The sequence below is a fragment of the Trichlorobacter thiogenes genome (genome assembly GCF_900167465.1).
GTDB lineage: Bacteria > Desulfobacterota > Desulfuromonadia > Geobacterales > Pseudopelobacteraceae > Trichlorobacter > Trichlorobacter thiogenes.
Genome location: NZ_FUWR01000006.1, coordinates 57,662 through 79,493 on the forward strand (window position 1 = coordinate 57,662; position 21,832 = coordinate 79,493).

The 21,832-nt window shown below is 55.9% G+C and carries 19 protein-coding genes; 14 read left to right on the plus strand and 5 right to left on the minus strand.

What is annotated here, in order from left to right; translation table 11 throughout:
* Position 1: 1 nt before the first annotated feature.
* From B5D39_RS06965 to hoxE, 4 genes are read right to left on the minus strand one after another with little or no spacing between them, the layout of a single operon-like run.
* Positions 2-541 carry an NADH-quinone oxidoreductase subunit B family protein gene (locus B5D39_RS06965; protein WP_078789745.1) on the minus strand — a complete coding sequence of 180 codons (540 nt, stop codon included), beginning with the start codon at positions 539-541 and terminating at the stop codon, positions 2-4.
* Positions 538-1,260, minus strand: coding sequence for a bidirectional hydrogenase complex protein HoxU (gene hoxU / locus B5D39_RS06970; protein WP_078789746.1), 723 nt, complete (start codon positions 1,258-1,260; stop codon positions 538-540). Before hoxU ends, B5D39_RS06965 begins: the two co-directional genes overlap by 4 nt.
* Positions 1,260-2,978, minus strand: a complete 1,719-nt coding sequence (locus tag B5D39_RS06975; RefSeq protein WP_078789747.1) for a NuoF family protein — start codon at positions 2,976-2,978, stop codon at positions 1,260-1,262. The genes hoxU and B5D39_RS06975 overlap by 1 nt, the downstream gene beginning before the upstream one ends.
* Positions 2,965-3,480, minus strand: coding sequence for a bidirectional hydrogenase complex protein HoxE (gene hoxE / locus B5D39_RS06980; RefSeq protein ID WP_078789748.1), 516 nt, complete (start codon positions 3,478-3,480; stop codon positions 2,965-2,967). The genes B5D39_RS06975 and hoxE overlap by 14 nt, the downstream gene beginning before the upstream one ends.
* 325 nt (positions 3,481-3,805) lie before the next feature.
* On the opposite strand from hoxE, the gene B5D39_RS06985 reads away from it, so the two are divergent.
* The 14 genes from B5D39_RS06985 to B5D39_RS07050 all read left to right on the plus strand — a co-directional run bounded on the left by B5D39_RS06985 (position 3,806) and on the right by B5D39_RS07050 (position 20,950).
* A complete protein-coding gene (locus tag B5D39_RS06985) occupies positions 3,806-7,963 on the plus strand; it encodes a fibronectin type III domain-containing protein (protein WP_078789749.1) in 4,158 nt (1,385 codons plus the stop codon).
* Positions 7,964-8,007: 44 nt separating this feature from the next.
* Positions 8,008-11,310: a fibronectin type III domain-containing protein gene (locus B5D39_RS06990; RefSeq protein ID WP_078789750.1), complete on the plus strand. Its 3,303-nt coding sequence runs from the start codon at positions 8,008-8,010 to the stop codon at positions 11,308-11,310.
* A gap of 187 nt (positions 11,311-11,497) precedes the next feature.
* Positions 11,498-11,674 carry a DUF4177 domain-containing protein gene (locus B5D39_RS06995; RefSeq protein WP_078789751.1) on the plus strand — a complete coding sequence of 59 codons (177 nt, stop codon included), beginning with the start codon at positions 11,498-11,500 and terminating at the stop codon, positions 11,672-11,674.
* Between the two features lie 106 nt (positions 11,675-11,780).
* The gene (locus B5D39_RS07000) at positions 11,781-12,497 is read left to right on the plus strand and encodes a fatty acid desaturase CarF family protein (protein ID WP_078789752.1); all 717 of its coding nucleotides are present in this window, start codon (positions 11,781-11,783) and stop codon (positions 12,495-12,497) included.
* A 93-nt stretch (positions 12,498-12,590) separates the two neighbouring features.
* Complete coding sequence (locus B5D39_RS07005; protein ID WP_078789753.1) at positions 12,591-12,839, plus strand: type II toxin-antitoxin system CcdA family antitoxin; 249 nt, start codon at positions 12,591-12,593, stop codon at positions 12,837-12,839.
* The gene (locus tag B5D39_RS07010; protein ID WP_078789754.1) at positions 12,839-13,153 is read left to right on the plus strand and encodes a CcdB family protein; all 315 of its coding nucleotides are present in this window, start codon (positions 12,839-12,841) and stop codon (positions 13,151-13,153) included. The genes B5D39_RS07005 and B5D39_RS07010 overlap by 1 nt, the downstream gene beginning before the upstream one ends.
* 45 nt (positions 13,154-13,198) lie before the next feature.
* Positions 13,199-14,482 (plus strand): DUF4403 family protein, encoded by a 1,284-nt coding sequence (locus tag B5D39_RS07015; protein ID WP_078789755.1) that lies wholly within the window; start codon positions 13,199-13,201, stop codon positions 14,480-14,482.
* Between the two features lie 112 nt (positions 14,483-14,594).
* Positions 14,595-14,837 (plus strand): DUF6364 family protein, encoded by a 243-nt coding sequence (locus tag B5D39_RS07020; RefSeq protein ID WP_078789756.1) that lies wholly within the window; start codon positions 14,595-14,597, stop codon positions 14,835-14,837.
* Entirely contained in the window at positions 14,834-15,256 is a 423-nt protein-coding gene (locus B5D39_RS07025; protein ID WP_078789757.1) for a type II toxin-antitoxin system VapC family toxin, read from the plus strand. Before B5D39_RS07020 ends, B5D39_RS07025 begins: the two co-directional genes overlap by 4 nt.
* Positions 15,257-15,269: 13 nt before the next feature.
* Positions 15,270-16,253, plus strand: coding sequence for a virulence RhuM family protein/type II toxin-antitoxin system death-on-curing family toxin (locus tag B5D39_RS07030; protein ID WP_078789758.1), 984 nt, complete (start codon positions 15,270-15,272; stop codon positions 16,251-16,253).
* A 95-nt stretch (positions 16,254-16,348) separates the two neighbouring features.
* Positions 16,349-16,666: a hypothetical protein gene (locus tag B5D39_RS07035; RefSeq protein WP_078789759.1), complete on the plus strand. Its 318-nt coding sequence runs from the start codon at positions 16,349-16,351 to the stop codon at positions 16,664-16,666.
* A gap of 128 nt (positions 16,667-16,794) precedes the next feature.
* Complete coding sequence (polA, locus tag B5D39_RS07040; RefSeq protein ID WP_078789760.1) at positions 16,795-19,470, plus strand: DNA polymerase I; 2,676 nt, start codon at positions 16,795-16,797, stop codon at positions 19,468-19,470.
* Between the two features lie 131 nt (positions 19,471-19,601).
* The gene (gene recO, locus B5D39_RS07045) at positions 19,602-20,231 is read left to right on the plus strand and encodes a DNA repair protein RecO (protein ID WP_244161370.1); all 630 of its coding nucleotides are present in this window, start codon (positions 19,602-19,604) and stop codon (positions 20,229-20,231) included.
* A 26-nt stretch (positions 20,232-20,257) separates the two neighbouring features.
* Complete coding sequence (locus B5D39_RS07050) at positions 20,258-20,950, plus strand: hypothetical protein (protein ID WP_078789762.1); 693 nt, start codon at positions 20,258-20,260, stop codon at positions 20,948-20,950.
* A gap of 9 nt (positions 20,951-20,959) precedes the next feature.
* Here B5D39_RS07050 and B5D39_RS07055 read toward each other — a convergent pair whose 3' ends face one another.
* Positions 20,960-21,832 (minus strand): energy transducer TonB, encoded by an 873-nt coding sequence (locus tag B5D39_RS07055; protein ID WP_078789763.1) that lies wholly within the window; start codon positions 21,830-21,832, stop codon positions 20,960-20,962.

The window sequence follows — 21,832 nt, forward strand, 5'->3', positions numbered from 1 at the left end:
CTTACCCAAAGCTCCTCTGGACTTCACTCAATGTTACCGCCTCCCCTTTCAACAGGGACGATAAAACCGCCAGTATCCGCTCAGGATCAGGAGGGCAGCCGGGGATGTAGGCATCCACCTCCACCACCTGATGCAGCGGCAGCACCCGTGGCAGCAGTTCCGGCAGCACCTGATCCGCTTCATCGCTGCGGGGTGCGCTGCCGGGACCGGCATGGTAGACCGCCGTCAGCAGATCATCCACGCTGAAGAAGTTGCGTAAACTGGTTACATTGCCGGTAATGGCGCAATCCCCAAAACTGATCAGTAGTTTTGACCGTTTACGGATCTGCTGCAGCAGCTCAAGGTTCTCAAAATTGGCCACGGCCCCTTCGATCAGGGTCACATCCATACCTTCCGGGAACTCCTTGGCATCCACCAGCGGACCATAGACCAGTTCGATTGCATCAGAGATCTCAATCAACTGTTCCCCCAGATCCAGAAAGCTCATATGGCAGCCGGAGCAGCCCCCCAGCCAAGCTGTTGCCAGACGTAACCGGCTCATGGCGTACCCCCTTGGGCTGCCAGCCGCCGCCGTTCCAGAATCCGGTTCAGGAAGCTGCGTTCCTTTTTCATCTCTCCAACCGTAGCCCCTTTCTTAAACAGGGCGCCGGTGGGGCAAAGCTGGACGCATTTACCGCAGTCAGTACAACTGGTGCTGGTACCCCAGGGACGATCCAGATCAGCCACAATCCGGCTGGTGGAACCCCTGCCCCGCACATCCCAGGTATGGGCGCCTTCCACGGCATCACAGACCCGCACGCAGCGTAAACAGAGTACGCAGCGGTTGTGATCCAGGGCAAACCGCTCGCGGCTGGCATCCATCGGTAGCTGCTGGTGCAGGTAGTCAAAGCGGACATGGTCGATCCCCAGCTTTGCCGCCAGTGTCTGCAGCTCGCAGTTGTTGTTCTGCACGCAGATGGAACAGGTATGGGTCCGCTCCGCCAGCAGCAACTCCACCAGCATCTTGCGGTACTCCACAAGCTTGTCACTATGGGTGGTCACCACCATTCCCTCTGCTGCCTTGGTGACGCATGAGGGAACCGGGCGCGGAGCCCCCTGCAGTTCCACCAGACAGAGACGGCAGCCCCCCATCGCCTCAAGGCCATCCAGATGGCAGAGGGTGGGAATCTCAATCCCGTGCTCACGGGCCACTTCAAGCAGGGTCTGGCCCTGACGGGCAGAGATCAGGTCGTTGTTGATGGTCAGGGTTATAGCCGGCATCAGTATCCCTCCCCGTCACAGCGCAGTGCAGCGATCCGCTGCAGCAGCTGTTCACCCAGCAGGTGCAGCGGCAGTTGATCCATGGTGCAGACCCCGGCCGGACAGCGCCGCTGGCTCACATGGGCCTCATACTCAGCCCTGAACCAACGCAGGGTAGAGAGCACCGGGTTGGGAGCCGCCGCCCCCAGCCCGCAGAGCGAGGTATCCTTCACCATCTGGCAAAGCTGCTCCAGGGTCTGCAGATCCCGTTGAGAGGCGCTGCCGTTGCAGATCCGTGAAAGCAGGCGGTAGATCTCCACCGTGCCGGTGCGGCAGGGCACGCACTTGCCGCAGCTCTCATCCAGACAGAACTCCATGAAGAAGCGGGCCACATCCACCATGCAGCTCTGCTCCCCCATCACAATCAGACCACCGGAGCCCATGATGGAGCCCAGCGCCTGCAGGTTCTCGTAATCCACCGGCGTATCCAGCTTTTCTGCCGGAATACAGCCACCACTGGGGCCGCCGGTCTGGGCTGCCTTGAAGGCTGCGCCGTTTGCCAGCCCTCCGCCGATCTCAAACACGATCTCCCGCAGCGGAATCCCCATCGGCACTTCAATCAGGCCGTTGTTGACCACCTCACCGCACAGGGCAAACACCTTGGTGCCACGACTTTTGCCGTTTCCGATGGCGTTAAAGGCCTGGGGGCCGATGCTGAAGATGGAGGGGATGTTGCCAAAGGTCTCAACGTTATTGATCAGGGTGGGACAACCCCACAGCCCTGCCTCAGCCGGATAGGGGGGACGGATGCGGGGCTGACCGCGCCTGCCCATGATGGAAGCCAGCAGTGCGGTCTCTTCGCCGCAAACAAAGGCACCGGCCCCGATCCTGATGTCGATCCTGAAGCTGAAGCTGGAATCCAGCACCCGGCTGCCCAGCAGCCCGGCCCGTTCCGCATCCTTGATGGCCTTGCGCAGACGCTGGGCCGCCACCGGATACTCGCCCCGCACATAGATGTAGCCCTGCTCTGCACCAATGGCATACCCGGCAATGGCTATCCCTTCCAGAATCCGGTGGGGATCAGACTCCATCAGAGAACGGTCCATGTAAGCGCCGGGGTCACCCTCATCGCCATTGGCCACGATAAACTTGCGGCTGCCACTGCCCTTGCGCACCAACTGCCACTTAAGACCAGTGGGGTAACCGCCCCCACCCCTGCCCCGCAGGCCGCTCTGCACCACGCTGTCACAGGCCTGATCCGGGGTCATGTCATGCAGTACCTGAGCCAGACTCTCGTAACCGCCACAGGCAATGTACTGTTCAAGGTTTTCAGGATCGATCCTGCCGCTGTTGGCCAGCACCAGCCTGGTCTGGCGGGTAAAAAACGGCCAGTCTGCAGGCAGCAGGTTTTCATCCGGAACAGGTGCCTGCTGCAGCTCTGCCTCAAGAATCGAAACTGCCAGCTCCGGGGTGGTCTTCTGCCAGACCTGCTCAGGCTGACCGGGACGCAGCACCGTCAACAACGGGCCACGACTGCAGGGACCCTGGCAGCCGGTTCCCACCAGCTCCAGATCAGCCGGATTACCCAGTGCTGCCAGCTTTTCCCTCAGTGCCGCCACCACCGCCTCAGCACCGGCCGCTACACAGGGGGTGCCGCAGCAGACCAGCAACCGCAGGCGGCAGGACTGCTGTTGGGCAGTAACCGTTTCAGCCAGTTCAGCCAGTTCAACCCTGTTCATGGGGTACCTCCAGCAGCCTGTTCAGCTTATCAACCGCACCCTCCGGTTTCTCAGGGCCATAGACCGTATCATCAATGGTAATCATCGGCGCCAAAGAACAGTTACCCAGGCAGCGGGCCGTACCCAGCGACAGCCTGCCATCAGCCGTGGTCTGACCGGCCTTGATCCCTGCGGCCTGCTCCAACGTATTCAGAATCTCGCCCGCCCCTTTGACATAGCAGGCCGTGCCGGTGCAAACGATACAGGAATGCTCACCCTTGGGACGCAGGGTAAAGAAATGATAAAAGGTGGCCACGCCAAAGACCTGGCTTTCCGGCAGCTTCAACTGGGCCGCCACATGGGACAGCAGATCACGACTTAAGTAGCCGAACGCCTCCTGGGCCGTATGCAGCACCTCAATCAGGGCATCCGGCTGGTACTGTAACCGCTTCATGGCCCGCTCCACCAGCTTCAGGCGGGGGTCATCGACCAGCAGGGTATGTTCGCAGCAATCACCACTCATAGGTTCTCCTTAACGGGCTAACCATCTGTATTCCCGTACAGTTTTAGATACAACTGATTTAGCGATTGTCAAGGTAGCTTTTACAACAGTACGGAGAAAAACGCAGGTCACCAAGTGGCGAAAAAACAGTCCAAGAGACGTGGGAATACAGCAGATGAGCCTGACATTTTTTTCAAGAGTTCCAACTGTTTTTTGCGGTTTGTAAGTTCATTGTAAGATCACTGCAGGTATTGAAGCAGATACACTTAGACAGACAACCTTCTGCCCCGGACCTGTAGTTTCAGACCCACGGGCGGTAACAGCGGTTACCACAAAGGAGAAGATCGTGAAAACAGTACGCCAAACAACCGTTACATTGCTGGTGATGCTGATACTACAGATGCTAGGGGGCAGCACGGTCTGGGCAGCCAGCAGCGGCATCATCGCCATTGCCAGTGGTGACCTCCACAACCTGGCGTTGAAAAGCGATGGCACCGTAATCGCCTGGGGCGGGGGGAATTCATATAACAGGAAGATGTCTGTTCCCAACGGCCTGAGCGGGGTGATGGCAATCAAAGCAGGCTACCAGCACTCCCTGGCATTAAAGAGTGACGGCACGGTGGTGGCCTGGGGGGAAAATTATTCTGGTCAGACCAGCGTACCGTCAGGGCTGAGCGGGGTGGTTGCCATCACTGCCTTTTTAAACCATTCCATGGCCTTGAAGAGTGACGGTTCAGTGGCTGACTGGGGCAGCTTTGCATCCGCGCCCGCCACCATCACCGTGCCAGTGGCTGCCCAGTCTGATGTGATCGCCATTGCCGCTGGCTCTGACCACTCCCTGGCCTTGAAGAGTAACGGTACCGTGGTGGCCTGGGGCAATGGCACAGCCGCAGGTGGGACAAACGCGGTACCAGCCGGCCTGACCGGGGTGGTGGCCCTTGCTGCCGGCAACAATTTTTCATTGGCACTGAAGGAGGATGGTACGGTAGTGGCCTGGGGGGACAATACCGGTAGCGGTGGTACGAACGCAGTGCCGGTCGGCCTGAGTGGGGTGGTGGCCATTACGGCCAGTCAGCTCCGCTCTCTTGCCTTGAAGAGCGACGGCACGGTAGTGGCTTGGGGGGCAGATACCGGTAGCGGTGGTACGAACGCAGTGCCGGTCGGCCTGAGCGGGGTGGTGGCAGTAGCTGCTGGCAGTTACAGTTCCATGGCCCTGAAGAGCGACGGCAGCATCGTGTCATGGGGAAGCAACAGCTATGGACCGGTGCCACCAGAGAACCAATCCGGCATCACCGGCATTGCCACTAACAACACCCAATTCCTTGCTCTAAGGGGCGATGGCGGCCTGACCAGTTGGGGATGGGACTGGTACAGCAACAACAGCATACCGGCCGAGGCCCAATCCGGGGTCAAGGCCATTGCAGTGGGAGCCTATCACTTCGTAGCTTTAAAGAACAATGGCACAGTGGTGGCCTGGGGCAACAACGATTCTGGTGAGGCCACTGTGCCCCAGGGGCTAGGCAATGTTGCTGCTGTCTCTGCTGGCAACAGTTTCTCACTGGCCCTGAAAAACGATGGTTCAGTGGTGCACTGGGGATGGACCGGCTACAATCTGGATGTTATTCCCAGCGGAGCTCAGTCCCAGGTAACAGCCATTGCCGCCGGCGAAAGCCATGCCCTGGTATTACGCTTTGACGGTTCAGTGGTGGCCTGGGGATCTAATGATTTCGGTCAGGCCACGGTGCCGGACAGTGCACAATCCGGTGTCACTGCCATTGCCGCAGGCATTTACTTTTCCCTGGCCCTGAAAAGTGACGGAAGCGTGACAGCCTGGGGAGACAATCAGAATTATTACGATTTATCAGCGGTACCGCAGGGGCTTGGCAATGTGGTAGCCATTGCCGCAGGTGATTACCACGCCCTGGCCCTGAAGAGTGACGGCACGGTGGTGGCATGGGGGAGTAACACCTACGGCCAGACCGAAGTACCGACCGGACTCACCGGGGTGGTGGCCATTGCTGCCGGCGGTTACAGTTCCATGGCCCTGAAAGGGGACGGCACCGTGGTGATCTGGGGTTACACCAGCGGCACACCTGGCGTGAGTCCGGTCGGGTATACCAAGGTTGCCGGTAGTGCAGGCAGTTCATTTGCGCTGAAAAGCGACGGATCTGTCACTGGCTGGGGGTCATCCAGCTACTCACAGACAACCATACCATCAGGCGCATTAAGCGGGGTAACCGCACTTGCCACAGGAAACAGCCACGTCCTGGCGTTGAAAAGCAACGGAACCGTTGTCGCCTGGGGCAATAACACGGCCGGGCAGGCACCGGCAACTATCTCGCATACCGGTGTAACCGCAGTGGATGCCGGTGCTTTTCATTCTTTGGCACTGAAAGGTGATGGCAGTGTGGTGGCCTGGGGAAGCAACAGCTCTGGACAGATTACCGTGCCATCCGGACTGTCCGGAGTAACCGCCATAGCCGCTGGTTCTAACCATTCACTGGCCCTGAAAAACAACGGCACCGTGGTGGCATGGGGGGACAACAGCAGTGGCCAGGCACCGGCATCATTAGCCTATACCGGTGTTATTGATATAGCCGCCGGTGGTAACCATTCTCTGGCACTGAAGAGCAACGGTACGGTGGTAGCCTGGGGATACAACGGCAGCGAACAGACGACTATTCCGTCAGGGCTGTCCGGGGTGAAAGCCATTGCTGCCGGTAACGCCTTTTCCCTGGCCCTGAAAAGCGACGGCACCGTGGTGGCCTGGGGGGATGACAACTATGGCCAGCTCTCTGGCGCATCCGGCCTCACTGGCGTTGTTGCCATTGCCGCCGGTGATTTCCACGCCATGGCCCTGAAGAATGACGGAACAATTGTGGCCTGGGGGTATAACGGCACTGGCCAGACCACGGTACCCCAGGCAGTTAAGCACACCGTGACCGTTGTCAACAACCTGGGGATACCGATCATTGGCGGTAACGGCACACGCCAGGCCTACCATGGCGATTATATCCTGCTGGGTTTCTCCGGCCCTTTAGTGCCAAATGTCAGCGGCTGCAACGGTGCGCTCTCCCCAGACGGCGCCGCCTACAAGACCGGCCCGATTACTGCCGACTGCACGGTTACGCTTACCCTGGCGCCACCAGTAATACAGCCGGCCACCGGACGTTATGATGCCGGTTTTATTAGCAACTGGAGCGCAGTACCGGGCGCTACCGGCTACTATCTTGATGTGGCCACTGATTTTGGTTTTAACAGCATGCTCCCCGGCTACAACAACCTGAATGTAGGCAACGTCACCAGCTACGAGGTCAGCAACCTGTCGCCACTTGTCACCTACTGGTACCGGGTCCGTGCCAGGAACGCCACGGAGACCAGCGCCAACTCTAGCCGGATCGCTACATCCACGGCACCGGCCCCGCCTGGTCTGCCCACCGCAACGGCAGCCACGGTGGTATCCCAGACCGGGTTTACGGCTAACTGGACCACGGTTGCAGATGCCGACGACTACCTGCTCTACGTGGCAACCGACAGCAGCTTTACTCATCCAGTTGCCAACTACAACGGCATAACCGTGACCGGCACAAGCTCGACGGTCACCGGCCTCACCGCCGGAACCAGTTACTGGTACCGGCTACGAGCCCACAATGCCGGCGGTTACAGCAGCAACTCCAATAGCGTGAGTGTCACAACCGTACCACCGGCACCGGTCGCCAACCCGGCCAGTAACAAGAGCGCCACCTCCTTCACTGCCAGTTGGAACGCGGCGTTGGGCACAGATGACTACCGCCTGGATGTCTCCACCAGCAGCACATTTGCCACCTATCTGCCGGATTACCAAAATCTGAACGTGGGTAATGTCACCTCGCGCCTGATTGACATCAGCACCCTTAACCCCGGCCAGATCTTCTATTACCGGGTACGGGCCAAGAACGCCAATGGCTTCAGCCCCAGCTCCAACATAGTTATTGCCGGGCCGGTGGTTACGATAACCGCAGTTACCGGTAGCGGATCGGTGGCCAGTAATCCGGCCGGTATCGCCTGCAGCTCTGGCTCTAGCACTGGATGCAGTGACACCTTTGGCTTCAGCAGCAACGTAAACCTGACCGCCACACCGGACTGGAAATCAGTTTTTGGAAGCTGGGGCGGGGCATGCACCAGCAGTGCAAACCCTTGTTCATTGACCTCATTGGCCAGTGATCGAAGCGTGTCACTAAGCTTTGCTCCCAACTACCAGGCTATCCTGGCAGGTGTACCGACAACCGGCTACAACACCCTGCAGTCCGCCTACAATGCAACCGTAAACGGCTCAACTATCCTGGCCCATGTCCATGACTTTTACGAAGACCTGATCTTTAACCAGGCGCGGGCAATCACGCTTGATGGAGGCAAAGCCCCCAATGACAGCAGCTACCAGACAACCACCGGCTATACGTCAGTAGTGGGAACGCTGAGCATCACCAACGGAAAAGTCACCATTAAAAACATCATCATCAAGTAGCAGCAGAGTTGTTCAGTGCAAAGGCAGTCACAGGAGAGATACGCATGAATATGACACGACACGTGACAACAGTACTTTTACTGGTCTTGTTGCTACTGAGCGCCTTAGCCAACACCGGCCTGGCAGCGTCCCAGGGATTTGTCAGGATTGCATCCAACAGCACGCACTCGTTGGGACTGAAAAGCGATGGGACGGTGGTGGCCTGGGGAGACGACAACTCATTCAACGGGGGTAATATCCCGGCCGGCCTGAGCACTGTCACGGCAATAGCCACCGGCTACAAGCACTCTCTGGCGCTGAAAAGTGACGGCACGGTGGTTGCCTGGGGCCAGAACGAAAGTGGGCAGGCCACGGTTCCGCAAGGCTTGACCGATGTGATTGCCATTGCAGCAGGAGATTATCATTCCCTGGCGCTAAAAAGCGATGGAACCCTGGTAGGCTGGGGATCAAACGCTCAAAAACAGATTACGATACCGGCCGGGCTCAGCGGCGTAGCCGCCATAGCCGCCTGCGGTTACCGTTCTATGGCCTTAAAAAGCGATGGCACCGTGGTCATGTGGGGAGACAGCGCTGCAACCATCTATGTTCCGAGTAACGTAAGCGGAGTAATCGCGATCGCGACCGGCTCAAATCATGCACTGGCATTAAAAAACGATCATACCGTGGTAGCCTGGGGCAGTAACACCTACGGACAAACCACAGTACCGGGAACTCTGAGCGGCGTGGTAGCCATTGCCGCGGGCGCCAATCATTCCTTGGCCTTGAAAGACGATCATACGGTGGTGGCCTGGGGCAATAACAACTGCATTGGTACAAATTATTGCGGACAGGCCACGGTACCGGCGAACCTTGATAATGTAACGGCAATTGCCGGCGGGTACTTTCATTCCCTTGCACTGAAAAGCGATGGTACGGTGACGAGTTGGGGGGACAACCGCTATGGCCAGATTACGCTACCGGCCGCAGCCCAGACCGGGGTAATTGCCCTTGACGGTGGTGGGGCCCATTCGCTGGCATTAAAAAGCGACGGCAGCGTCTCAGCCTGGGGCTACAACTACAACGGACAGGCGCCCGCCACCCTTACCCATACCAACGTAACGGCCATTTCAGCCGGTTACGACAATCACTCTCTGGCATTAACAAACGGCAGCGTAGTGGCGTGGGGGGATAATACCTACAATAAAGCAACAGTGCCCACTACAGCCCTGCAGAATATCGTCGCCATTGCTGCCGGTGGCACCCAATCCCTGGCCTTGCACAACAACGGCACGGTCATCGGCTGGGGGGGGAGTGGCTCAGCGCCGTACAACCTTGCAGGGGTCGCCGCCATCTCGGCCGGGTTTTACCATTCCCTGGCATTAAAGTACGACGGCACCGTGGTGGCCTGGGGACTGAGCACCTACGGACAGGCAGTAGTGCCTTCCGGCCTGTCTGATGTTTCCGCCATTGCCGCTGGCGGCACCCACTCGCTGGTGTTAAAGCGCAACGGTACCGTCACCGGCTGGGGCGCAAACAGCAGCGGCCAGATCAATATCCCCCAGGGGCTTAGTGGGGTAGTCGCCATTGCGGCTGGTTACTCGCACTCCATGGCGCTGAAAAGCGATGGTTCGGTACAGGTCTGGGGGGATAACAGCTATGGGCAGACAGCGTTGCCCGCAGCCGTGCAATCTGGAGTGGTTGCCATTGCATCCAGCAAAAACTACTGCTTGGCAATGAAGAGCGACGGCACGGTGGTTATCTGGGGATTGCAGGGTGGTGCGCCGGGAGTTCTGGATACACAGCCGCCGCGGGTGCAGCATACGGTATCCATCGCCAACACGTCAGGATTAACTGTTATTCCTGCAGCATCCACCGTACCGTCCTATGAAGGAGATTATCTTCTGATCGGCATTCCCGGCCCACTTACCCCGATTATCAGCGGCTGCGGCGGTACACGGTACGGCACAATCTACAAAACCGCTCCAGTCACTGCTGATTGTACGGTCACCATCGGCCTGGCACCGCCTTTAGCAACCAGTGTAACAGACAGGACCGCCACCAGTTTTACCGCCCATTGGAATCCGGCTGCCGGCGCAACCGGCTACTACCTGGACGTGGCCAGCGACCTGAACTTTACCACCATGCTATCCGGTTACAACGGCAAGGATGTTGGCCTGGCAACCAGCTCTGCCATCAGCGGCCTCACTGCTGGAACGACCTACTGGTACCGGCTGCGCTCCTATAATGGAATCGAGACCAGCACCAACTCCAACCCGCTGCCTGTGGCGCCGCTGCCCGCAACTCCACTGGCCACCTCTGCGACAGGTATCAGTACCACCGCCTTTACCGCCAACTGGACAACCGTTGCGGATGCGACCGGTTATCTGCTGGATGTGGCACTTGACAGCAATTTCACTACCATCCTGCCCAGCTATAACAGCCTTCCTGTCAGTGGCACCAGTTCTGTTGTTACCGGCCTCACCCCCGGCACCAACTACTGGTACCGGTTGCGGGCTGTAAACATAAGCGGCACCGGCGCCATCTCGAACCTGGTGGGGGTAATTACCCTTCCGGCTGCACCGGTAGCCATAACTGCGACAGGGCTGACAGCCGATGGATTCACAGCCAACTGGAGCACTGTCACCGGTGCCGTCAGCTACCTGCTGGATGTCTCCACCGACACCAACTTCAACAGTTTTTCCGGCACGTACCATGACCTGGAGGTACCCAACAATGCATCCTACCAAGTCAGCGGGCTCACCCCCGGCAACGTCTATTACTTCCGAGTAAGGGCCAAGAATGCCAGCGGTATCAGCGCCTATTCCAACACCAAAACGGTTGGCACGATCTTAACCATTACCGCTTTCAACGGCAGCGGCAGTGGTACGGTCACAAGCACTCCTGCAGGAATTGCCTGTGAAAAGGGGTTAGGTCCAGGCTGCAGCATGCCTGTTTCTGTCGCATCCGTAAGCCTGGGGGCTGCACCCGACTGGAAATCCGTCTTCAGCAGTTGGGGAGGAGCCTGCGACCTCAGCCCAAACCCATGCGTACTCACCATGGACAGCGATAAAAATGTAACCGTAACCTTCAACCCCAACTTCCAGGCGATCCTGGCCGGAGACATCGGGACCGGTTTTGCAACCCTGCAGTCCGCTTATGATGCTGCAGGAAACGGGGCAATAATCCTGGCCCATATCCATGACTTCTATGAAGACCTGAACTTTAATCAGGCATGGGCTATCACGCTTGATGGAGGCAAAGACCCCAATGACGCCAGTTACCAGACAACCACCGGCTACACCTCACTAGTTGGAACACTGAGTATCGCTAGTGGAGAAGTCACCATACACAACATCATCATCAAGTAGTTGATAGTTTCATAACGCTGCAACCGCTCGTGCATGTCAGGGCGGTTGCAGCGTTGGCATCCTGTTCTCTCCCACCTGCATTCATCCTGAACCTTCTCCGACTGGCTCCATCGTATTGACATATCAGCCTTTCCTGATTGTAACCGGCTTGTAAAATCAGGTAGTATGCCTCGAACGGAGGTGCACCATGCTGCAGTACAAGGTAGTTGAACTGTCCAATGTAACCGAAGAGACCATTGAAGAGGCCTTAAACGAGAAGGTCGCCGAAGGATGGAGCTTCGACGGCATGCAGTTTGCCATGCGGGAGAGCAGCAAACGCCCGTCAATGGCCTTTCTGCTGTTTACACGGGAAGAGGAAGCGTAATTGAGTTGTTGTATTTTTTGCAGCAACTGACCTTGATTACAAAGTGGACTACCGAGTAATTATCGGCAATTCATAATGCGTTTACCAGATACCAGGAGCATACACCTTGGAGATCTCAACCAAACAAGAGCAGTTTAACGCTGCCATGGCGTTGTACAGTTCCCAAAGCAGATACAGGGTGTTTGGGCTGCTGGTCTCAACCACAAATATCAGTCTGCAGATCTACCTGCTCTATCGGATCTGGCCGGTATCAATCGGCCCTGTCTGGCAGGTTTTCTCGATTGGTGCAGCCTACCTGCTGACTGACTTCATCAACGGTCTGGTGCATATGTACATGGATAACAATGACCGCTATGAATCCCTTGACGGACCGCTGATTGCCAATTTCCACCTGCACCACAAGACCCCGCAGTATCAAAAACACAACCTGCTGATGGTCTATTTTACGGAAACCGGATCAAAGGTCTGGCTGGTTGGCTATCTGCTGTTGATCGCTGTACTGCAGGCCCTGTTTGTGATCAATCCAGCCGTTTTATACACCCTTGTCTACATCGGCATCCTCTCATCCGTGGCCGAGGTTTCCCACTACCTCTGCCACAGCTCAACTTCGCCGACAACCGCGTTTCTGGCAAAGATCGGCCTGCTGCTGTCAAAACGCCACCATGCACAGCACCACCTGCGAGATAACAATGGCTACGCCTTCTTGAACGGTTTTACCGATCCTGTCCTTGATCTGATTGCAGCCGCCTGCTGCAAAGGGTATAAACAGCAGACAGACCTGCACTATGCACACTATCATGCTGCTGACGTGGAAGCCCGCTGAGGGTGAAAACCAAACCGATCATCCAAACAACTTGCACTGCACGCTCCAAGCAGATAGTATATGCGTAGAAGCAATGCGCATAAGGAGCCCACCATGCAGGTAGCCATTTACGACACAAACGCCCCTAAAAAGCCCACCAACGTCAGCATTAATCGTGATCTGCTTCAACAGGCCAAAGAACACCAGATCAACCTGTCACAGGCATTGGAATTGCGACTTGCCGAGCTGCTGCGTGAGCAGAAGCAACAGCAATGGCTGAGAGAAAATCAGGACGCTGTTGAGGCGTACAACCAGCGCATTGCTCAAAATGGTCTCTTCAGCGACGGCCTGAGGAAGTTCTAATGGCACAATTTGACATTTACACCAACCGCAACCCTGAAACCTGTCAGGCGATCCCGTATCTGCTGGATCTGCAGGCAGATTTTTTAGAAAATCTGGCAACACGAGTGGTTGTTCCACTCTATACCGCTGCCGCCTTCGGCAAGGCAGCAACCCACCTGAACCCCAGCTTTCCGGTACAACAGACCACGGTTGTCATGTCCACGGCAGAGCTGGCCGGTGTGGCCCTTGTCCATTTAGGGGATAACGTCGGCTCCCTCAAAGAGTATCGCCAGGAGATCATCGCAGCCCTTGATTTTCTCTTTAGCGGATTCTGATTTTTGCTGACCTGCCGCACTCATGCTCATAAAGGAGACCTGATTGTGTTCCGTCACCTGTTACTCATCATTCTGCTCTGTCTGGCAACATCCGCCTCTGCCGGTGCGCCGTCCTCTTCCATTAACCTGAGTGTTGAAGCCCCGGCAGCTGATCTCAGCGCTATTGTAAACCAGTCACTGCCCAAGGATCTGTACAAGGGGCAAGGTGGTCTGGGCACAGCGGTGACGGTTCAGCGCACCGGGCCTGTGGTAATAACAGCCAGCGATAACTTTATCTACCTGACCCTGCCGGTGCAGTTGGTCTTCAGCTATGGCTTCTATGAAAGCTATCCGTTGCGGGCCGGGCTGCGTTTTAAGGCCAGGATAAACGTTACCCCGGACTGGCAGCTGAAGACCGAGCTGTACTATACCGGCCTGTCAGACAATCTGGCTGACACCCTTAAGCTAGGGCCGCTTTCCCTGAAACCGAAAAGTATGGTTGAAGGCATTACCCAGCCGGTACAACGGCTGCTGGCGCCGATCATCGATAACAAGGTAAACGATGCGGTCCAGTTGCGGGCCAAGGTTGCCCCCCTGTGGCAGAACGCCTTTAACCCGTCCATGGTCAGCAAGGAGTTCAGTACCTGGCTGAAACTGACACCGGAAAAGATTGTCATGAGTCCGCTGCTGGCCACAAACAATCAGATCAGACTGTCGATTGGTGTTATCACCGGCGCAGCCATAACCGTCGGGCCCAAACCGGCTGCAGCTCCGGCGCGGCCCCTGCCGCCGGTACAGCAGGTATCGGCCTTTGATAAGCATTTTAATATCCAGCTTGCCACCGATATCTTTTTTGAAGATCTGGTAACGGCCCTGAACCCGGTCTTGCTGGACAAGACCTTTGGTGAAGACAAGAAGATCACCATCAAAAAGTTCAGCATGAAAGGTGAAGAAGGACGTTTGATGGTGAACCTGACCAGTACCGGTGATTTTGACGGCGAGCTGACCGTGCTGGCCAAGCCGGTCTACAGCCCGCAGACCAACCGCCTGACCTTTGAAGAGGTTGATTTTGACACCAAAAACGCCGGATGGCTGATCAGCACCGGCAGTTGGCTGTTTAGCAGCAAAATCCGCAGCACCATTAAAGAGAAGCTGGACAGCGCCGTGGTGGAACAGTTGGAAAAGGCCCGCGTCAAGGCATCCGCATCCCTGTCAACAATGCAGCTGGCCGAGCGGGTCAGGCTGACCGGCACGGTTAAAGCGCTCTCACTGGGAGAAGCGGCGGTGCTGAATGATCGCCTGTCTGTTCAGGTTGTTGCGCAAGGTGAGGCCGGGGTGATTTTAAAGTAATGCGGGTGCATACCAGCTAACGCAGCTGTACCGAATCGATTGACACCCCAAAGGCCATGACGTATAATATATAAACATATGTACGTCATGGCCTTTTATTGGAGCAACCATCATGCAAACCAAACTCACACTGCGACTGGAAGATCATCTGATTGAACAGGCTAAAGTCTATGCGGCGCAAGCCGGAAAATCTGTTTCTCAGGTAGTGGCCGATTACTTCAGGCTGCTAACCTCACAGAAACCTCAGATGGTCTCACCTTCCAGCCCCATAACCCAGTCACTGCGTGGCCTCCTGCGGGAATCAAAGCTGGATGAGAATGACTACCGAGCCTATCTGGAGGAGAAACACCGGTGAAACTGCTGCTAGACACTAACATTGTCCTTGATCTGCTCATGGATCGGACACCATTTGCCGACTCCGCTGCAGAACTGTTTTCAAAGGTTGAAGACGGAACCGTCAGCGGCTGCCTCTGCGCCACCACCATCACCACGATCTTTTACCTGACTGCAAAGGCAGTAGGTCCAGCGCAGGCTCAGCAGGAAATAAAAAAGCTGCTGCAACTGTTTGAAATAGCTCCAGTCAACCGTACTGTTCTTGAATCTGCAGTGGGAGCAGGATTTGCTGATTTCGAAGACGCAGTGATCTACCAGTCTGCCTGTTATATCGGGGCCGAAGCGATTGTTACGCGCAATATGAAGGATTTCAGCAAATCAAAAATACCGGTGTACACGGCGGAAGAGATGGTACATACACTCAGATTACGTACTTTGTAGAGAGCACTACACCATGACTGATCAAACCAGCAACATACTGATTTATCAGGCTACTGACGGCAAGGCCATGCTGGAGGTCAAACTTGACCAGGAAACTGTCTGGCTAACGCAAAAACAGATGGCCATGTTATTTGGCAAAACTGTTCCGACAATCAATGAACATATAAAAAACGCCTTTAAAGAGAGTGAGCTTGAAGAAAATTCAGTTATTCGGAATTTCCGAATAACTGCAACTGACGGCAAACAATATGATACGGCCCACTACAACCTTGATGTTATCATCTCTGTCGGCTACCGCGTTAAATCCCAGCAGGGAACCAGATTCCGTCAATGGGCCACCAAAACCCTGCGGGACCACCTGGTTAAAGGCTACACCCTCAACCAGCAACGCCTGCAGGAACAGACCGAGAAGCTGAACGACCTGCGCAAGACCGTTACCCTGCTGGAGCAAACGATTGCCCAACAGGAAATCGGGCTTGAAGAGGCCAAGGGCTTGCTGGCGGTTATCACTGACTACGCCTATGCCCTGACCACGCTGGATCGCTACGACCACGGCACCCTTAGCATCGGCTCCACCACCCAGAATAGCGATTATGTTCTCGGGTACGATGAGGCGATCAGTATTGTAGCCTCAATGAAGGGGGAGTTTGGTGGGCTGTTTGGTCTGGAGAAGGATGACGGCTTCAAGAGTGCTTTAGCTACCATCTACCAGACCTTTGGTGGTAAAGAGTTGTACCCCAGTGTGGAGGAAAAGGCTGCCAACCTGCTCTACTTTGTAGTCAAGAACCACGCCTTTTCCGATGGTAACAAACGGATTGCTGCGGCACTGTTCGTCTACTTCCTGGGCGGCTGTAACTGTCTCTACCGGCCAGATGGTGGCAAACGTCTGGCTGACAACGCCCTGGTGGCGCTGACCCTGCTGATTGCCGAGAGCAGGCCGGAAGAGAAGGATACGATTGTGAAGGTCGTGGTGAATCTGATTAACCGGGAGAATTAGCGAGGACTACCGGAATAAATGTTCAGTTTGGGAAGATCACCGGTTCACGCGCGTGAACCGGTCAATAATGAGTTATGTGAGGGAAAGTTGTAACCATGTTTATTAAAGAAAAAAAGAGCAACAGAATGCTACGAAGCGTTTTCAAGGCCGTCATCTTGGCTACCGGAAGCTACTCGATATTCGCAATGTACATACTGAAAAAGCATAATGACATCTATCTGTGGGTTGCCATTCTATCCCTTACAGGAGCTTTTATCTTTGATCGTGTCACTTTCAAAGGATATTCCCAGATGGAATATTTCGAGGGACAGAGAGACAAGCGTAAACAAAAGAGAGAATTGTGGATTATCGCCGGCCTCTTCCTGCTAATCATCATTATTGGACTCCTTGCCTATCTGTTAGATTGGAAATAGAAACACCGGAAACTAAGCATATAGCCACGTCCTTGGACCCCGACCGCCCCAAAAGACAGGGCGGGTCAAGGCCGACCCCGTTGCAACACACAGTACACGCAAAAATAGACCCAGAAACTGGACCCCCCATGAATCCTGACAACAACACCCTTTACCTGATCGACGGTTCCTCCTACCTCTACCGGGCCTACTTTGCCATCAAGCGGCTGTCGTCTCCCAGCGGTTTTCCCACCAATGCCATCTACGGTTTTACCCAGATGCTGCTGAAGCTGCTGAAGGATTATCAGCCGCAGCACCTGGCCATGGTCTTTGATGTGGGGCGGGTCACCTTCCGCACTGAACTGTACCCGGCCTACAAGGCCAACCGGGCCGAGATGCCCGATGATCTGCGCCAACAGATCGGGCCGATCCGCGATCTGGTGCGGGCCTTCAACATCCCGGTGGTGGAACTGCAAGGGTTTGAGGCCGATGACCTGATCGGCACCCTGGCAGCCCGTTGGGAAGCGACCGGCGGCAAGGTGGTGGTGGTGACAGGCGACAAGGATCTAATGCAGATTGTAACTGAGCAGACCACCCTGCTGGATACCATGAAGAACGTGACCTCTGCCATCCCCCAGGTGCATGAGCGTTTTGGCGTGGGACCGGAAGGGGTGATCGACATCCTGGGGCTGGCCGGTGACACCTCCGACAACATCCCCGGTGTGCCGGGGATTGGCGAGAAAACCGCCATTAAGCTGGTCCAGCAGTTTGGCTCCATGGACAGTCTGCTGGAACGGGCTACAGAGGTACCGGGCAAGGTTGGTGAAAAGCTGCGGGAGTTTAGCGAGCAAGCTCGGCTTTCCCGCACCCTGGCCACCATTATCAAGGATGTGCCCTATGAGTTGCACCCGGATCAGTTGCTGGCCCAGGAGCCGGATACCGAGCGACTGAATGAGCTGTTCAAGCTGTACGGCTTCCACACCCTGATCAAGGAGATGACCGCCCAGGCCACCCTGCAGACTGACCAGTACCATTGCATCCTGGCGCCAGACGATCTGGAAAAACTGGCTCAGCGGCTGGAAGCAGCCCAAGCCTTTGCCTTTGATACCGAGACCACCGGCCTTGATCCACGCAGCGCAGAACTGGTGGGGATCTCCATTTCGCTGCAGGCCCACGAAGCATTCTACATCCCGGTGGGGCACCGCTATCTGGGGATGCCGGATCAGCTGCCACGGCAAACCGTGCTGGAGCGCCTGCGTGCCGCCTTTGGCAACCCGGCCATCCGCAAGATTGGGCAGAATCTGAAGTTTGACCTGCAGATACTGGCGGTTGCCGGACTGGAGGTCCAGGGCAGCTGGTGCGACACCATGCTCTGTTCCTACCTGCTAAACCCCTCCCGTGGTGGCCACGGCCTGGATGCCCTGGCGCAGGAGCATCTGAATCACAAGATGGTCTCCTACGACGAAGTGACCGGCTCTGGCAAGAACCGGATCTGCTTTAGCGAGGTGGAGGTTGAAAAGGCCACCCGCTATGCGGCCGAAGATGCCGATGCCACCTGGTTGTTGCATGAAAAACTGCTACCAATGCTGAAAGAGCAGGGGCTGGAGAAGCTGCTGTTTGAGCTGGAGATGCCGCTGATGGAGATCATGACCCGGATGGAACAGCATGGCGTGCTGCTGGATCTGGGCTATCTGGCTGAACTGGGCCATGGTTTTGGCGGGCGGATGCAGGAGCTGGAAAAGCGGATCATTGAACTGGCGGGCGGGCCGTTTAACCTTAACTCACCCAAGCAGCTGGAAGAGGTGCTGTTTGAGCGGCTGGGCCTGCAGGCAGGCAAGAAAACCAAGGGCAAGACCGGCCGCTCCACTGACAATGAGGTACTGACCGGCCTGGCAGAGGAACATGAGATTGCCCGGCTGTTGTTGGATTACCGCGGACTGGCAAAACTGAAGTCCACCTACACCGACGCCTTGGCTAAGCTGACAGATAAACAAGGCCGTGTCCATACCTCCTATAATCAGGCGGTAACTGCCACCGGACGGCTTTCTTCTTCGGAGCCGAACCTGCAGAATATCCCGATCCGCACTGATGAAGGCCGCCGTATCCGCGAGGCGTTTATCGCCCCGGCAGGCAGCTGTATCCTGGCAGCTGACTATTCCCAGATTGAACTGCGGGTGCTGGCCCACCTCTCGGGTGATCCGGTTTTCTGCGATGCCTTCAGCCGTGATGAGGACATCCACACCCGTACTGCCAGCGAGGTGTTTGAAATTTTCCCGGAGATGGTTACCTCTGAGATGCGTCGTCAGGCCAAGACCATCAACTTTGGCATCATCTATGGCCAGGGGGCGTTTTCTTTGGCCAAGCAGCTGGGGGTTGCCCGCAACGTGGCAGAGAAGTTTATTGCTGCCTACAAAGAGCGCCATTGCGGGGCGATTGCCTTTCTTGATTCCTGCATCAGCAGCGCAAAAGAGACAGGATACGTCACAACCATCTTGGGACGTAAACTGCCGATTGCAGATATCACCAGCAGCAACGGCAACCTGCGCTCCTTTGCTGAACGCAACGCCATCAACTACCCGATTCAGGGTTCTGCTGCCGATATCATCAAGCAGGCCATGCTTGGCGTGGATCGCGCCATCCGTGCCGAAGGGCTGCAGAGCCGCCTGATCATGCAGGTGCATGACGAACTGGTCTTTGAGGTCATAGAATCTGAGCTGGAACAGATGCGGGAACTGGTAAATCGGGAGATGTCCCAGGCTGTGGCGCTGAAGGTACCGCTTAAAGTGGATATCAACTTTGGCAAGAACTGGAGCGAAGCCCACTGATACCGCTTCCAGATCGCGGCGCTCTCTTCGTTGGCTCGTCATCGGCTCCTCGTCGTATGGTCATATACGCCTGCGTCGCCGAATTCCTCGCCGCCTTGAGATCATCCACGATCTGAAACCGGGGTAAAAGCATGACTATGAAATCCGAGCAATGTCACGCCATAATCCTTTCAACCCTTAACTACGGGGAGAGCGACCGGATTGTCTCACTCTTCACCCTGGAACATGGTCGTCTGCGAGGGTTTGCCAAGTCTGCGCGGGCCAGTCGTAAGCGGTTTGGCGGACAGCTGGAACCGACCAATCGGCTTGAAGTAACCTTGTCCCTGAAAGAAGACGGTTTAAGCAGGATTGAACGGATCGAGCAGAGCAGTTGCTACCCGGAACTGCGTGAACAGCTTGAATCTCTGGCCTTGGCACTGTATGCTTGCGAACTGGTTGAGGCGTTGACCCCGGAAGGACATCCCCTGCCCAGACTGTTCAGGCTGCTGTCCACGCTGTTTGACCATCTGGCAGCCCAGACAGGATCAGCAGCAGACCGCCGTTTTTTTGAAATAAACGTCCTGAATATTCTGGGCTATCGTCCGGTACTGGATACAGCACTGCTGCAACCGCTTTCTGATTGCATGAAGACCGGCAGTTTTGGAAAAATCAGGTTTTCTGATACAGAGCTGGAGGCAGCAGGACGCCTGCTGGATCGACAGATCAGCAGCCACTGTACCCATCCACTAAAAAGCAGGGCATTTCTTGACAACCTGAACTGAAGCCGTTGAAAGAATAAGGATTAGCTATGAGGCACCGCATATACAGCAGACTACTCGCACCAGCAGCACTGTTCAGTTCTGCACTGATGCTGTTTCTGGCACAGATCTCCTGGGCTGCCCCCGGTTTTGATCTGGATCTGAAAGAGCTAAAAAAGCCATCACAACCGACTGCACCCAAGAAGGCTGCCCCCCCCAGAAAAAAGAAGAGTGAGGCTAAGGCAACACCAAAGAAACAACCAGCAATTGCAGATGCAAAACCTGCAGTCAAGCAGCCTGAAATCGCCCTTACACCACTACCACAACCTGTTCCTGAACAGTCAGAACTGATTCTACACCGGGGAGATAATGCCTGCCAACTGGCTGAGCGGATTGCCGTTGCCTTGGCCCGCACGGTTCCGACAGAATCACTGTTAAATGGCCTGGTCCTGAAACCGGTTGCCACGGTGAATCATGGGCAGCTGGATCTTATGGTAACCTGTGGACTTCAGATTGCTGAGGCCTATACCTACAGCCGTCTGTTGGAGGAACACCAGGTGGAATTGGTAAACATCAGGGGGGATGAAACAGCAGGTCAGACAGCACAAAAGATTATTGATGCCCTTGCCCTCTCCTACCAGCAGGAACAAGTTGAGAAAGAGCTCGACGGCAGCACACGCATCTACCTCTTTCCGGCAGATGCACAACGCCAGCGCCCGTTACGGCTGGTAGTACAGCCCTGACCCCAAAAGCTACCGCAACCTGCCGCGGGCATTACCATACTGGAAGAATGCAATCAGATGAAACTCATCCTTGTCGTAGTTTTTGGGAAAGTTACCCATCGGTCCAAGCAGACGCAGTGTTCTAAATACCTCATCATCAAGTACCCGGCTACCGGAACTTTCCAGTAACTGAACCTTCTTGATCTCACCGTTTTTGCTAAAGGTAATCTTTACCGGCGTTACTCCCTCAATCCCCTTAAGCGCTGCCTCCTGCGGGTAACGCCAGACCCCGTACACCGCAGTTTCAAAACGTTTCAGGAAAGAACCGAACTGAATATCATTGGTATTGAGACCGATACGGGTTGAACCATCATCAATATCATCGGCAAAACGACGACGATAGCTCTCTTCCAGCTTGGCCATCCGACTAGCACTGGGGGCCAGATTGGGCTGGGGTTTGGTACCTCCGCCCCCTCCTGTGCCTGCCTGTTGTTGCGGTTTACGACGTAACAGCTCATTAACAGAACTGCCCGCTTCCGATGGCTTGGCAGGCGGGCCTGCCGGACCGGGACGTCCGGGGGCTGCTGAAGGCTTAACCCTGGCGGATTGACGTGTTGGGGCTGTTCGGGGAGGAGTAGGAATACCTGGAGTTACCTGCCGGGGGGCGGTTTCTTTGGCTACTCGGCGACGCTGGTCTGATGGACGCGCCTTCTGGTCCTGCTGCGGAGTTGGAGGAGTCTTGAGCTCCGGCATATCCTGGAGATCAATAAAGGTAGGCTCTGAAATCTGCTGCTGTTGCTCCTTTGGCCATAAATACCACGATACAAAGACTGCCACGTGCAGCACAATTGAAATGAGCAGCAGGTACAGAAACGTCTTTTCTACATACTGATCTGACGACAT